This is a genomic window from Olivibacter sp. 47, assembly GCF_030372825.1.
GTDB classification, from domain to species: domain Bacteria; phylum Bacteroidota; class Bacteroidia; order Sphingobacteriales; family Sphingobacteriaceae; genus Olivibacter; species Olivibacter oleidegradans.
The window spans coordinates 914,784-930,234 of sequence record NZ_JAUCNR010000001.1 but is presented as its reverse complement, the minus strand read 5'-3'; the positions used below and the strand labels follow the sequence as shown (position 1 = coordinate 930,234).

Sequence of the window (15,451 nt, the reverse complement as noted above, 5' to 3'; positions counted from 1 at the left end):
GCCCTGGCTGATAAATACCCTTACGAATATTTTTTTCAATGGATACAGTGAATACTTCAAATTTATACGACCTCATATAACTGTACTGCCTGTTTAAATATATGTTGCTTTAGAAGCAAACATAACCATTTTAACTATTGGAAAACAGGACAGTACAGTTTAATATCGTCGGTACAGCTAGCTTAACTAAAGACCCTTCGAATTAATCAGCACATTTTTTATTTTAGTAGGTAACCACACTTGCATTTCACCATTGCCTCGATTAGCCCAACAGAAATAAGGAATCGCTGTGATCGTTTGCTTGGTAACCTGAATCGATTTTCCATCACTCGATGGAGTGGCTGCCGGCAGTTTGCTTTGTAAAGTAACTACCCCGCCCAGTAGATCTTTTTGAAAGCTTGCTGTAAAATGGGCGTCTGGAGGTACGATGAAGTTCATAGCGTTATCCTGATTGTCAACTTGCTCTACACAGTAAACGAGTGGTCCGCGTTGTAGGGCAATACGATTTTTATTGGCGACGACTTGATCGTTGGCCGCAATCTTTTTTACTTCCAATGGCATTTGAATACTGACAGCATCGTTCTTGTCCCAAATTCGATCTATAACAACATAACCTTTTTCGATTTGATAAGGAACATTCTTACCATTGACTTGCAAGGTGTATTTGTTTTCCGTAGTGTCTAAAAATCGATAAGTATCGCCTGGAGCTGGTTGACCGAGCAGCCAGCCAGGTATGCGGATATGTAACGGGAACTTTCTTTTTCTATCGGGCGTTACCCGAATATTAACATCGCCCTGCCATGGATAACCGGTCTGTTGTGCTATTTCAACAGTACCTTGGGATAAAGGAATGGCAGCTTTACTGCCTACAAATAGGTTCACCCAAACCGCTTTATCTGAATGTGCATAAATATAATCGCCCAAAGATTCCACTAAACGTGCAATATTGGAAGGACAGCAAGCAGTGCCGAACCACTCGCTTCGGCCGTAGCCGCCATGTGATGCGAGTGGGTTTCCATAGAAAAAACGATTGCCGCTATAGGAGAGACCGTCCAGCGCGCCATTATACAAACTTCGTTCGAGTATGTCGAAATATTTAGCTTCGCCGGTAAGTAGATTCATTCGCTGGTTCCAGAAAACCATGCCGACGGAGGCACAGGTTTCGCAATAAGCGCTGGCATTGGGAAGATCGTAATCTTGACTAAAACCTTCATTTTTTGCAGTGGACCCAATGCCTCCGGTGATATACATATTACGGTATACGACATCTTGCCAAACTGTTTGCATCGCTTGCATGTACTCGGTATTGCCTGTGGCGGCTCCCACATCAGCGGCGCCTGTATAAAGATACATTGCCCGCACCGCATGTCCTGTAATTTCCTTTTGATCTTTCAACGGCACGGCGTCTTGGCAGCGAGCCGGATCTTTTAAGTCGTCCCATGTATGGCCCTTACCGTAACCGCGTCCTCGCTGTTGAAGAAACCAGTCTGCTAACGCTAAATAGCGTTCTTTTTTGGTCATATGATACAGCTTGACCAAAGCTAACTCGATTTCCTGGTGCCCGCTCACCCAAGGCCGGTTTTGTTGCCGAAAAGTAGAATCTATATGATCGGCAAAACGAGTAGCAACTTCCAGGAGTTTTGTTTTGCCGGTGGTATTATAATAAGCAACAGCAGCTTCGATAAGATGACCTGCACAGTAATCTTCATGCATATCCATGTCCGTCCATCGTTTATCTAATCCATTAAGTGTATAGTACGTATTCAAATATCCATCAGGCAGCTGTGCAGCGGCTATTTTATCAATCCACTCATCGGCTTTTTGCTCTAATTGCTGATCGGGGTGGTTTTTGAGCGAATAAGCGATCGCTTCCAAGGCTTTGTAAACATCCGAATCATCGTAATAAATTCCTTCGTGTTTTTCGCCCGAATGTTGTGCCACTTTCTCGAAATTTCGAATACGGGGTGTTTTAACTTCGGTCTGCTCTATACAGACCGGAATGGTTACTTCGCTCACTGTTTTGATTTTTGGCGTCCAAAATTGATCGGTTATTTCAACCTTCGAAAAGTTGACGGGCCGTATAGAGGACAATGTCTCCTGCGCATAAGCATTTCCTATTGCGAATAGGAAGTAACTGCCGATATAAAGCATTCTTTTTCTCGTCATGATATTTTTAATTAATTACAGGGAATTGTGTGATTCGTAAGGTAGTGCAACCATAGGGAATCAAGGTGATTGGGATTTCTTCTTCCGCTGCTTCCGTAAATTGATGGGGAAGCGGGCCCGCCATGTTTTTATAGAGTTTCCACTCCGGAATTTTTTTAGCTTTGGTCTGAAGGATAATCGGTGCGCCGGATAAATTCCATGGATATTGACCGTTTGCCTTGTTCTTTATGACTTCAAAGCCGCTCTGAGGATCTGCGATCGTTTTCGATAGTAAACCGAAATTCCAATCCGATTTGGGATGCACTTCGAGGTAGTCGCCAAAATAGTCGCCGTCGTTCACTTTACGCCAATCCTCATCGATTTTCAACGCGTATACCAGCGGTCCGCGCTCTACGGCAACGGATAGTTCAGCCCAGCGACTGGTTTCAATTTGCATAGGCAAAACAAGGGTTATTTGATCTCCATTTTTCCAGAGGCGACTGATTTTTACGATGCTGCCTGGCTTAACCTCTTCATTACTTAGTTCGCCGTTCATCTTAATTTGTGCATTTTTTGCCCAATGTGGAATGCGTAGATGAAAAGGGAAACTTAAATCCTTTTTGCTATGAATAGTAAAATGAATACGCTCATCGAAAGGATAATAGGTGTCTTCGGAGATTTCGATGGGCTGTCCGTTTACTTGTGCTTTTACGTGGCTAGGACCGTACAAAAGCGCCGCTACGCCTCCGTCGGCCGTTTGATACCAGAGGTTTTGTACAAGCTTGGGCCATCCTTGGTGCATATTGGCTGTACAACAGGGATACCCCGTAAGTAATCCATAACATTGATCAGTACCTTGGTGCCCATCATCTTCGAAAAAATTACGTTTGGCGCGGGAAATCATAACTTGGTTTGCGCTTTGAAAATATTGCCGATAATTAAAGTCGTCCGTAGCTTGTGTAGGCATGGCATTATAGGCGATTTTTTCGATTCGATCGGCAAATTCCGTGTCGCCTGTAATGGTCAGCATACTTTCTAAGGAGAAGAGCATTTCGACCACCGAGCAGAATTCAATACCTTGCGTAGGCGCGTTCCCATGGAGAGGTTCGTCTCCACCGTACATGCCCTGCGCTTGACCGTGAAAGATAGCGATGTCATTAAAGGCTTTTTTTACTGCTTCGATATAGGTCGAATCGGGATGCTGTTGATAATAAATAACCGGTGTTTTAATACCTTGAGCAAGATTAACACAGTGGAAGCTTTGCAACTGACCAACATGTAATTTATCGATAAGCGCTTGCTTAAATGGATAAGTATTGCCGGTGTTATATGGGTAGAGATGTTCAATACCATCCTGTTTTGTGCCGTAAGCGCCTGAAAATACCTTTGTATAGGGAAAAGTCTGTTGATAAATCAGATTACCTAAATCCAATAGAAAGTTTTCGCCCGTCACGTTGTACAACCAATAAACGACCATTAAATTGTCAGCTCCTCTGCGATTTCCCCAAAAAGACCATTGGTCCAAGGGATGCTGGGGAAGTTCTTGCAGCTGATATTTAAAATATTTAGTCAGCGCTTCAATAACGCGTTTATCGCCTGTGGCGCTGTAATATTGTTGGAGCACTTTTAGCATAACCATACGAGGCCACCAATCTTCTACGGGCTCTTTTTGAATACCGGGTTCGGGCTCTGGTTTTTCCGCAAGGGGTTTAGGTCCAAGATAACCGTCTTCACGCTGGTTGTTCAAAGTCCATTCAATCCAAGGTTTCACTTTGTTAATAAGAGCTTGGTCTTTCAAAATATACGCTAAAGGAAGTAAACCATCGACCCAATAGGGGCCTCTTTCCCACGCATCGCCATCGCCACCCAACCAGCCGTTTCGCGAGCCAATTACTTGCGGATAACGTGCATCCAGGTGTCCGGTAAGTCCGGCTTTCATTCGATTAAGTTGATCGGCCAGCCAACCCTTTGCTTGTATATTACCCAGCGGGAGCTCGAGATAAGGATTAGGACGTAGGGGGCTACGATTCTGTACTTGCGCCTCGCTTGCAACGCCTAGGCCGAAAGCAAGAAGAATAAAACATATAACTTGTTTTGTTTTCATCGTTGTATGAAGCATGATGTTAGTAACCTTGGTTTTGTGTTAAATTAGGATTCGAGTTGATGGTCTGCTGCGGAATCGGGAAGATAATACGATAATCACCATTTGGTTTATGTGATAGCCAACTTTTGCTGGTAAATATGCCAAAGCGAATCATGTCGCGTCGACGGTGACCTTCCCAAGCGAATTCCCACCCGAGTTCATCAAGCATGCGTCCATATTGTATGGGTGCTGTGTTGCCTTCATCTATTATTTTATAATCTTCTACATAACCATAAGGATAGCGACTGTTCTGCTTCAGCTCACTACCGGTTACATTCGCTTTTTCAGGATTATTTCTGAAAGCCCGGTTTCTTACTTGGCTAACTAACATCGCTGCTTCATCTGCGCTGCCGTTACGCAACAGGCACTCGGCCTTCATCAGCAGGATATCAGCATATCGGAAGAAAGGAAAATCATTATCTAAATTATGCATGGCCCCCATCTTGACGGTAAATTTATTCATCCGATAGCCTTCTGATTCACCGGTGTACAATCCGTCCGGAATTGCTTTTGTGAATACAAGCGGCTTGCCGGCTTGATCGTATGCACCCAGAAGTGCTGTCTTGCCATCGGCGGCAAATTGAGGCCCCATCAACCAAGTGTCGGCTAAGCGTCCGTCAACTGGATCATAGCTGTCGATAAATTGTGGTACGGCCATGGCTGAACCGGAACCCCAAGGGGTGGCTTGCATATTCGCTTTGGCTTTTAGCGAGGCGTGCCAAGAAAACATATGGAAGAGAAAACCACCGCCAACAGTTTCATTGAAGGGAACGGCAAATATAATTTCCGGAGAATTTTCATTAAAGGTGCTAAATATCTCCCTAAAGTTGGTGCTTAGACTGTATTTACCAGAGCTGATCACATCATTGCATTGTTGTATGCAATCTTGCCAGGCGGGTGCACCACTGTAAACTTCTGCATTGAGATACACATTAGCTAACAGGGATTTCGCGGCCCATTTATTAAATCGACCATAGAAAAGCTGATCACGATCTTCACTTAGTGCGGGGATGGCAGCGTTGATTTCCGAAACAATGAATTGATAAAGTTCAGCTCTCGACACGTTAGCCGGAAGCTGAGTGCTGACTGTTGTAACGAGGGGTGCATCGCCAAAATTATCACAAACGAGCCAATAAAAAAAAGCACGTATTACTCTTACTTCTGCTATGATGCTTTCTTTTGTTAATCCGTCACTTAAGGGAATTTTGTCCGCTTCAAATAAGCTTATAATGCGATTGGCGTTGATTACACCTTTATAGAAGCTGTTCCACATGGCACTCATTTGCTCGTTTTCTGAATTCCATGTATGTAAGTGGATTCTCTTGTATATGCCACCATCATCCCAACCAGAGGCATTAGCAGGCATGACCAACTCATCCGAGGAAGTTTCCTGTACGCCCGCCCAATTGTGATGGTCGAAAAGTTCACGCATATTGGCATAGAGAATGCCGGTTGCCTGATAAGCATTGGTGTAGGTTAACTGATCATCAGTTACCTCAGTATATAAGATTTCGTCTAGGTCATTGTTGCAAGCAGAGAGCATAATGACGAATAAAAAAAACGGTATATAATATGTTAGTGTTTTCATCTTTCAAGGACTTAAAAAGTTAAGAATGCACCCAAGGTGTAACTAGTAGTAGACGGATAACGATTTTTATTATCAATACCTGGAGATAAGCCGCTAATACTTACTTCGGGATCTATCCCTTTATAACCGGTAATGGTAGCTAGGTTCGAAATCGATCCATACAGACGTACGCGCTTAATGTATTTGCCGGTAGCCGGAAGATTATAGCCCAAAGTGACATTGTCGATTTTCCAGTAGTCGCCATTTTCTATATAATAACTTACGTAATTAAGGGATTGATCATCGGCAAGTGGACGTTTGTCAAAGACGTTGTTATAGGCTGAATTGAGTAAATTACCGCGTGTAAGCATCACCGGGTTGCCATAGAACATTTCGGGCATATTCAAGATTTGGAAACCGAAGGCACCACGCATAGTAATATTCAAATCGAAATTTTTGTATACTATAGTGTTGTTCCAGCTTGCGTAATAGTTCGGTAACCCATTGCCTATAATTTGCTTGTCATCGGCTTGTTGATTGGCTATGGGCTTTGGGTTGCCATCTTTACCTTCAATAATCCAATAGCCGTTCTCATCAATATCAACGGTCTTAAATCCATAGAAATTGCCTATAGGCTGACCCACTTGCACGCGATGGGTACGTTGTTGAATCGGTTCACCCGTTTCTCCGGTATCAAAGTAACCGCTAGCGAGCTGGAAGTTCTCATCAGATAAGGATAAAATCTTATTACTGTTGGTGGAAAAGTTTACGGATGTACGCCACTGAAAGTCGCCCGTTTGCAGAGGTACACCGTTCACCTGCAACTCGACTCCCTTATTCTGCATAGAGGCTGCATTTGCTTGAATCGTATTGTACAAATAGGGTGGGGTAGGTACCGGATAATCCATTAACAAATCTTTTGTGGTTCTTCTGTAGTAGTCGACCGAACCGGACAAACGGTTGTCAAAGAACCCAAAATCAAGACCCATATTTAACTCCTCTTTCTTCTCCCAACGTAGATCGGGATTCGGATTTAGCGAAGGATTCACTACCTGAATCCATTGTCCATTAACAAGACTATAGGTATCAAAGTTAACTAGGCTTAAGGATTGATACGGATCGGGTGGTTCCGTACCGGTGATGCCGAACCCTGCCCGAAATTTTAGGTTACTAAGAGCTTTGACATCTTGGAAAAAAAGCTCGCGAATGGCATTCCACCCTACTGAAACTGCCGGAAAATTACCCCATTTGCTGTTTCGTCCAAACTTAGAAGACCCCTCATGACGAATGCTGGCCATGAGAAGGTACTTTTCTTTATAATTGTAGTTTAGTCTGAAAAAATAACCGACTAACTTGTTCTCGCTTTGTAAGGAATTCTCAGGCGCTTGTCCGCGTTTTAAGGCTAATCCGGCTCCCATATTGTTATATGAAAAATCATCCGTCGGAAAATCCCAATTTTGCATCCAATAATCTTGGTAATTATTGTTTCGCCAACTGTAACCGATTAAGCCGGTAATTTCATGGTCTTTAATAATTGTATGGTAGTCAGCTGTCAATTCTAACAGATCCTCTTGCGTGCGTGTAGTGCCTCTGGAAGCGTAGCCATTTCTTCCATCTCGAATGGTTGAGAAATGCTTCTTTGTTTCGTAGTAACCCCGGGTGCTATTATAAAGATCGCGCGAAAGTAAAAGCTTTACATGGATGTCTTGTGTAGGCGAATAAGTGATATTGCCAAACGTTCTGAAATTGTTGTTCTGAATGAGTCCCTGTGTTTCTTCCAAGAGCGCTACGGGATTCATATAGTCGGTTTTCTCTATCCGCTCAACCCATGTCCCGTTATCATCTTTTAGACGATCAGTCGGATTAAAAGTAAGTCCGTTTCTGTACACATCTCCTCGGAAGCTCGTACCGTCTGCGCCGGAAAAATATTTTTGTTGATAACCATTTATATTGGCATTCAATTTTAACTTACCGTCAAACATCTGATGATTAAACTCAATGCGTGGGAAAAGTACTTGGTTGTTCGACCTTTTGATAATACCTTCAAGATTTCTGTAATTTACATTAGCGATATAATTGGTTTTACTGTTTCCGCCTTTTAAACTGATATTATATACTTGTGAAATAGGTGTTTGTGTTATTTCGTCCAACCAATCGGTCTCGTAACCATAATCAGTAGCACCTGGCCTTCCCTCAGCCACCCGTTGACGGTATTGAGCAGCATCCATAAAATCCAGTCTTCTGGCAATACTTTGTGTGGTAAAATAGGTGTTGACGTCAATAGTTGCGGGTGTTTCCCCATTTACTTTTTTGGTGGTAATCAGAATAACCCCATTGGTGCCCCGTGTACCATAAATGGCTGCCGCAGAGCCATCTTTCAGGATATCGATGGACTCGATATCTTCCGGTGCAACGGTAAACAGCGTTCCGGGTACACCATCAATTAACACCAAAGGGGCACTACTGGCTAAAATAGAGGGTACTCCCCGGAGATTAACTTGAGCAGTTGCAACCGGATTGGCATCGGGTGATACTACACTTAGACCGGCAACTTTACCACGAATCAATTGTGCAGCGTCATTTACCGAACCTTGAACGAAATCTTCTGATTTAACACTGGCAATGGCGGTGGTAATTTGTTCGCGTTTTTGTGTGCCATATCCTACTACTACCACTTCATTAAGCGTATTCGCATCTTCTTTTAAGGTAATATCAATCGTGTTTTGGTTCTTAATGGGTACTTCTTGTGTAACATAACCAATATAGCTGAATAAAAGAGTTGCATTTTCCTGAGAAATCGAGAGCTTATAAAGCCCATCTACATTGCTTGTTGTACCGGTGTTAGTACCTTTTATCTTTATACTAACGCCTTGTAGGGGTAGTCCTTTCTCGTCTCTCACTACTCCACTGACAAATTGCTGAAAGGTAGCAACGCTTTTTACTACCCGATGGATGCCTTTCAAAACAATCGTTCGTTGCATGATTTTGAATGATAGCGGTTGGTTTTCCAAGCTTTTTTTCAGTGCTTCTTCAATGGATACGTTTTTAAGATCGACGGTGATGGGGCTGGCTTTCTCTATATCCATCTTATCGAACAGAAAATGATACCCACTTTGCTGTTCAATTAACTTGAGGATATCAGTGACGGAAGCTTCTTCCTTTTTTAAGGTTATCCCTTGACTATAACTTTTGGCACTGACCTGCATCAGGGCTAATAGTAGTATAAACGCAGTAAGTTTCATAGTCAATAATAATTGCTGCAGGAACGGCCGATCACATAGCGCGGCCTTTGAAATAAATTTCATTACTTTTGTTGTGTTTGGGTTAATAAATGTTGTCAGACCAATGTGGAAATAACTCCAAGCTTTTCGGAGAGTGGTACCAGCACTCTCCGTTTTACTGTCATTCTTATTGTTTTTATTCGCTCATCATGTTTGGGTTTACGTTATTGGTTAGGCTCAAAGACGAAGCTTTGCAGTTAGTTTTTAATCAAGACTTTTCTTCCTCGTATTTCGTAATTTACGCCGGTATAGGCAAGCATATTCATCAACTCAGATAGATTGACATTTCTGGAAACGCTTCCATTCAGTAATTTCTTGGATCGAACACCGGTATATTCCACTTCAATATCATACCATCTGGCCACTTGTTCCATAACGTGTTGAATACTAGCGTCCTTAAATATAAAGACGCCATTTTTCCAGGCAATTTCACTTTCTATGTCAGCATGATCAGTTATAGTAATGGTCTCATTGCGATGCAGTAATGCTTGTTGGCCCGGTTTTAACAACTTCGCCTGTGTCCCGCGCTTTATTTTAACTGCTCCGTTAACCAGGGTGGTTTTAACTACCGTTTCGTTATCGTAATCCAATAAATTAAAATCAGTGCCCAATACATGCACTTCTAAATGCCTACTAATCACTTTAAATGCCTTGTTTGAATGTTTAGCAATCTCAAAGTAAGCCTCACCACTTAATTCTACCTTGCGTTCATTGCCATGGAACTGCGAAGGAAATCGTAAGGAACTTGCTGCGTTTAACCAGACCTTACTTCCATCGGGGAGCCGTATTTGGTATTGACCCCCTCTAGGGGTCGCTACGGTATTCCAACGCTGTGTTGGCGTTTCATCATTTTTTATTGTACCGGCATCAATGATGAGTTCTCCGTCAGCTATTTTCTTTATAGATATACCTTTCTCATTGGCTAAAAGGCCGTTCGGTGAGTCGTTCAGTATAATGGTAGTTCCGTCTGCCATTCTTAAGGTGGCTTTGTTTCCTCCCGGTAAAATATCGCTTTCCTTACTTGGCGCAGTGTTTGTCGTTTGCAAATTCAGCGGTTTGTTTTTTTGCTGAAGAATAAAAACTCCGAAAGCAAGTCCCGCTAAGACTGCCGCGGTAGCCGCAAGTTTGACATATAGGGACAGAGAATGACGCTTGGAGATCGGGCGCGCTACTTTCTTTCCTAATATTTGTTTGAGCATCTCTTCGCTTTTTAGCTTTTCTGCTAACAGGGGCGATACAAGAGTCTCCTCATAGATGGCCTGTAACACTTGATCGATCTCTTCTTTCGGAAGGGTATCTAACAGAAACAACAGTTCATCTAACTCCTCACGATGAATGCTTTTATTTAAAAAACGATTTAGCAAAAAATAGAATCTTTCTGAAGCGCTGTTCATATTATTATAAATGGTTATGTCCCTTGCTAGCAAAGCGAGACTATATAAAAGACAATAAAAAATAAAAAAAGGGGGTAGCGACTAGCGAAAAATTAAAACTTTATTTTAATGAGCAAAAAGAGGAGAAGGTAAATATGCTTTTTCAGGTAGCTGATAACCGTACTGGTTGCAAGTTTTAGGTAGCTTTTAACGGTCTCTTTAGAAATCCCCATTCGATCGGCTATTTCCGCGTATTTTAAGTGTTCATGCTTACTTAGCAAATAAACTCTTTGCTGTTGGGGAGGAAGCGTATCGATCGCCTGATCAAGCAAAAGATGATAGTTTGTTAACTCATCTTCGCTAAACAGCCTACTGTGTTCGTGTTTCCAGTGTTGGCGGACTGCTTTTTCTTTTACCGCCTGCTTCAGACAATTGAGGCTATGGTTCTTCGAAACAGTAAATAGATAGGCTTTAAAATTTTTAACAGCGGTTAATTGCGTTCGGTTTGTCCATATTTTGAGAAAGACATCCTGCACAATTTCCTCCGTAAGCTCATAGGAGTCTGTCAGCTTATAAACAAAGGTAGCCAGGTGTAAATGATATTGACGAAAAAGAAGCGAAAAGGCATGTTCATTGCCCTTTGATACTTGTAATATCAATTCTTTTTCCTCGAAAGCCACTAGGTCTGCGATTTGGTTTACTGCAAACAAAAATAGGCAATCAATGCAGAATTCCAAGCATTGGCGATAATCATTGTCTAATAAATTAGAAAAGGAAGGATATTTTTAATTCTTGCAATTATTCTGAAGCGTTCTTTTTCAACCACTCAATCCGACGTTGATCAGGTAAATGCTTGACGGTAAATTCTTCGAACTTGGCGGTAAAACCTTCGCCATCGGGACAAGCTGCCATCAAACCAACCTGTACAGGCCGATTGTCCTCTAAGGGAGCGTTGCGCAGCATAATATAGTTTTTGTCGTCGAAGGAGTAAAAAAATTCAATGGCATCCAAGCGTCTTATCGCTTTTATCCAAATGTGGGGCGGGATTTTTTCCAATCGTACCACACTCCAATCGCTTTTTCCGTGCGTTACTACCGCACTGACATTGAGTTTGCCATCCACAAATTCGACGCCCGCCTTGATCCAGTTTTCATGGTCGGTTCGGATCATTAAACCCATTTGATCAAAGCGCGCCTGGTACTGGCCAATGAGTTTCACCTTCGCTTCGAATTCACCTCCATAGTTAGCATAATAAAAAGGTGCGTCATCTACGGTAAATCCGTAATGCGAAACTCGCCAATAATCACTTTTAGGGGTCACCTCCATCGTGAATTGTCGACCATCTATTTTCCATTCGGCGGGCTCATTAAACCAAGTCATTTTTTCGAGGGTCTGAGCTTTAGGTGCGAGCGGTAACAAACAGAATAAAGGTACAAGGGCGAATATTTTCATAATGATGCATTTGAGCACCAAAAATAGGAAAAGCCTTGGGGCAAAAAATAAATTACCGCTTATTTTTTCCGTGTCGAAGAAGAAGGATTAGGCAGCTTGTTATCACCACAACCGTTGCCGCTTTTTTAATGACACCGTTTCGATCATGTTTCCAACGTGCTTTATACCCTTTCTCTGCAAAGATGTTTGGGATATGCCCATGGCGTAGGTCGTCAAACAAGCCCTCTATCACATCAATCCGGTCGGCCAACAATAAGGGTAACCAATGGCGGTATCGATTTTCGCTGTATCTGAAGGCAAAACGTCTAACGATTCCACTTAAACCTTTTGGAGGTAAGGTATTGCCAAATACAGCGCTAATAGTTGGCCTTTCGTTAGAGTGGAGGATTTCCACGTCCTTTACCTGTAGACTTGGGCGGTCCCAATGAGTACGAGCATGGTCGTCACCTGTATAGTTTTTTAGGGGGTAAGTAGGTTCGTTTTCAGGATCTGCGTCGATACCCCAACCTTTTATGTGTGAATAATCCTTTGTCTCTTTCATATTATATTTTTGCTTTGGGTGGTATGAGTACAGGTTTTATGCAATTGTCTAACTTAGATGAAAACATACGATAAGCGTCGGATACCTCTTCCAATGGTAGCCGATGTGTGATAATGCCTTTGGGATTTAACCGCCCTGCCATAACATGATCTATAAGCTTAGGTAATACGCGTTTTACGGACGCTTGGTTAGCGCGAATGGTGATGCCTTTGTTTACTACGTTGCCGATGGGGATCAGATTGTCGGTAGGTCCGTATACGCCTACAATGGATACAATGCCTCCTTTTTTAACCGAATTGATTGCCCAATGAAGTGCCGTAGCCGAACCTGCTTGCAAGAGCAATTTTCTTCCAGTGATGGTTTGCATGGCATTACCGGCAGCGTCACCACCAACAGCATCAATACACACGTCAGCACCAAACCAATCGGTTGTTTTTTTAATGAAGAGAACCGGGTCTTCCATCGAGCGAAAATTATAAGCCTCGCATTGTGCGTAATTTTTAACGAATTCCAGTCGATATTCCAAGTGGTCAATAACGATAACACGGCCGGCACCGAATAGCCAGGCGCATTTTGCCGTCATAATACCTATTGGCCCGGCTCCAAAAATAACTACTGTATCACCCTTTTGATGCCTCCCATCTCGGCTGCCTGATAGGCGGTAGGCACCACATCGGCTAATAATACCGCATCGTCCGGATCCATCTCGGGAGGTATGCGGGTCGGTCCGACATTAGCGTAAGGGACACGGACGTACTCCGCTTGTCCACCATCGTAACCACCTGCTGTATGCGAATAACCGAAGATACCGCCAACAGCAGTTGCTTCAGGGTTTGATTCATGACAATTGCCATATAATTCCTGTTTACAAAAGGCACATTTACCGCAAGCTATATTGAAGGGTACAAGCACATGATCGCCAACCTGAATTTCGGTTACTTGCGATCCCACTTCTTCTACAATGCCGATAAACTCGTGGCCAAAAGTGCTGCCGACGCGTGTATCGGGTACCAGTCCATGATACAAGTGTAGATCAGAACCGCATATGCAGGAGCGAGTAACTCGAACAATAGCGTCCTCTGGATGTAGGATTTTTGGATATGGTTTTTCATCAGTCCGGACTCTAAACGGTCCTCGGTAGTTCATTGCTAACATAAATTCGGTGTTAAATATAAACATCACTAGCTACAGCACTTAACAGGAGAATGCAGATGAAGTTTTCCTTGATTGACGAAACCGTATTTTTACGTAATCGTATAAATACGGTGGATCATTTATATACAGATTAATTGCTTACTTATCGCGAACGATCTCTCGCCAAGCCATTCTTAAAAAAAATAAAACTGGCAGTTTGCGGAAAATATTAATTTCTTGCCAAAGTGTGCTTTGGTTCGCTAAAAATTTGAACATGCTGTTAGCGTTATTTCGATGAAACATACTAAAAAATAATGAGGCGCCTTTTTCTGGAAATTCTTTAAGGATTCGTAACATAACGCGGTCATAAAAAAGAAAACGTTTAGCCTGAAGCTTATGGAAGGGAAGTGGCAATCGGTCTTGTGCGAGTTGTTGAACGATGTGTTTGACATGTTGTTGCACAAAAGTGAAGGTATAGCCTGAAGATGGCTTGCTGCAACCACCCGCTGTGCCAATTGGAATGATGCGATTTGACGGACTCCCAAACGCATAATCGGTCATCGGAATGACGCCGGTCTCTTTGCCTAATACATTAAAACTAAAAGTGTCAATATGTTCGTCAATATATGTGGTTAGTAATGCTTGGAGGTATTGATCGGAATAAATTTGTTTACTGAATATGGTAAACTCAACAAGCGCCTCATGTGCTGTCTTGGGTAATACATAGCAAAAAGATACATGTGTATCTTGTGTCGCCCTAAAGTCCATTAAACACGCTTTTTGCGGATCGAAAATCGGCTCTTCACTTTTTATAAACCAGCCTATAAACTGTTGATAAAGTATGTGCCCTTTGTGTCTCTCTAATTCAGCCAACTGGAAACGACTATCGAATACAAGGGGCGCAAAAAATAGTCCCTCCTCCGTATGAACAGCGACTGTTGTACCGAGGTCTTTGCAATCGACTACATCGCGAGATAGTAGATGGATGTTTTGCTGTTTACGAAGTATATTGAAAACGTAACGCCGATAGTCATCTGAATGCACCATTTTGTATTTCATAGGTGCTAATTCTTTTGCTAACTGACGTGTACCCTCGTAAAAGGTAGCAATGGACCACGTTTTACTAACTAAGCTATCCCACCAATCAGCACCATTTTCCCAAAAGCACCAGGTACGCCCCTGATATTGCTGCTGACTTTTTTCCAAGAGTAAGATACGCTTACGACCCGTTATTTTATTCTTTAGTAGGCTCACAGCTAGACTTAATCCAGCTAGGCCCGCACCGATAATAATGTAATCGAAGTTATTGTCGCTGGGCGCTGTTGTTGTTGAGATCGTCATCACGTTTTATTTTTGCTCGGTATTTTTTTTCAACGTATAAAAATCCAAACGACTCCCCGTTCTCCGGACCAAGATGTTTATGGTGCATTTTATGTGCCCAGCGGAGTTGCCTGATGTAGCGATTTTTTGATCTGGTAAACCATTTTACACGCTGATGGATAATGATATCATGAACAAAAAAGTAAGCTATACCATAAAGCAATATGCCTGTACCTAGGCAATAATACCATGGATTTTCTCGCATATGGCCAAAATAAAAGCATAGCATACTTGGAATGGAAAAAATAAAGGCAAACCAATCATTTTTTTCCAGTTTACTGTGATTAGGCTCGTGATGATCGCGATGAAGCGACCATAAAAAACCATGCATTACGTAGCGGTGAGTTGCCCAAGTAATCGGTTCCATGAGCACAAAAACAAGTATAGTCAACCCGATATATAATAACATATCCATTGTTTAAACTAGTTAAAATT

The 15,451-nt window shown here is 42.5% G+C and carries 12 protein-coding genes; all 12 read right to left on the bottom strand.

What is annotated here, in order from left to right:
* Nucleotides 1–186 precede the first annotated feature (186 nt).
* The 12 genes from QT327_RS04070 to QT327_RS04015 all read right to left on the bottom strand — a co-directional run bounded on the left by QT327_RS04070 (nucleotide 187) and on the right by QT327_RS04015 (nucleotide 15,425).
* Nucleotides 187–2,166, bottom strand: coding sequence for a glycoside hydrolase family 127 protein (locus QT327_RS04070; RefSeq protein ID WP_149106017.1), 1,980 nt, complete (start codon nucleotides 2,164–2,166; stop codon nucleotides 187–189).
* A 7-nt stretch (nucleotides 2,167–2,173) separates the two neighbouring features.
* A complete protein-coding gene (locus tag QT327_RS04065; protein WP_165447008.1) occupies nucleotides 2,174–4,249 on the bottom strand; it encodes a beta-L-arabinofuranosidase domain-containing protein in 2,076 nt (691 codons plus the stop codon).
* A gap of 19 nt (nucleotides 4,250–4,268) precedes the next feature.
* Entirely contained in the window at nucleotides 4,269–5,876 is a 1,608-nt protein-coding gene (locus QT327_RS04060; RefSeq protein WP_289552105.1) for a RagB/SusD family nutrient uptake outer membrane protein, read from the bottom strand.
* Nucleotides 5,877–5,887: 11 nt separating this feature from the next.
* Nucleotides 5,888–9,160 carry a TonB-dependent receptor gene (locus tag QT327_RS04055; RefSeq protein WP_289552104.1) on the bottom strand — a complete coding sequence of 1,091 codons (3,273 nt, stop codon included), beginning with the start codon at nucleotides 9,158–9,160 and terminating at the stop codon, nucleotides 5,888–5,890.
* A gap of 173 nt (nucleotides 9,161–9,333) precedes the next feature.
* On the bottom strand, nucleotides 9,334–10,530 hold the full coding sequence (locus QT327_RS04050; RefSeq protein WP_130856781.1) for a FecR family protein: 1,197 nt from the start codon (nucleotides 10,528–10,530) through the stop codon (nucleotides 9,334–9,336).
* Between the two features lie 92 nt (nucleotides 10,531–10,622).
* The gene (locus QT327_RS04045) at nucleotides 10,623–11,189 is read right to left on the bottom strand and encodes an RNA polymerase sigma factor (RefSeq protein WP_013667920.1); all 567 of its coding nucleotides are present in this window, start codon (nucleotides 11,187–11,189) and stop codon (nucleotides 10,623–10,625) included.
* A 118-nt stretch (nucleotides 11,190–11,307) separates the two neighbouring features.
* Complete coding sequence (locus QT327_RS04040) at nucleotides 11,308–11,961, bottom strand: DUF1349 domain-containing protein (RefSeq protein WP_130856782.1); 654 nt, start codon at nucleotides 11,959–11,961, stop codon at nucleotides 11,308–11,310.
* A gap of 52 nt (nucleotides 11,962–12,013) precedes the next feature.
* A complete protein-coding gene (locus QT327_RS04035; RefSeq protein WP_130856783.1) occupies nucleotides 12,014–12,502 on the bottom strand; it encodes a hypothetical protein in 489 nt (162 codons plus the stop codon).
* Nucleotide 12,503: 1 nt separating this feature from the next.
* Nucleotides 12,504–13,085, bottom strand: coding sequence for an MDR/zinc-dependent alcohol dehydrogenase-like family protein (locus tag QT327_RS04030; protein WP_289552103.1), 582 nt, complete (start codon nucleotides 13,083–13,085; stop codon nucleotides 12,504–12,506).
* 29 nt (nucleotides 13,086–13,114) lie between these two features.
* Nucleotides 13,115–13,657, bottom strand: coding sequence for an alcohol dehydrogenase catalytic domain-containing protein (locus QT327_RS04025; RefSeq protein WP_289552102.1), 543 nt, complete (start codon nucleotides 13,655–13,657; stop codon nucleotides 13,115–13,117).
* A gap of 138 nt (nucleotides 13,658–13,795) precedes the next feature.
* Nucleotides 13,796–14,977, bottom strand: a complete 1,182-nt coding sequence (locus QT327_RS04020) for a lycopene cyclase family protein (RefSeq protein ID WP_130856785.1) — start codon at nucleotides 14,975–14,977, stop codon at nucleotides 13,796–13,798.
* A complete protein-coding gene (locus tag QT327_RS04015; RefSeq protein WP_289552101.1) occupies nucleotides 14,940–15,425 on the bottom strand; it encodes a sterol desaturase family protein in 486 nt (161 codons plus the stop codon). The genes QT327_RS04020 and QT327_RS04015 overlap by 38 nt, the downstream gene beginning before the upstream one ends.
* Between the last annotated feature and the right edge of the window lie 26 nt (nucleotides 15,426–15,451).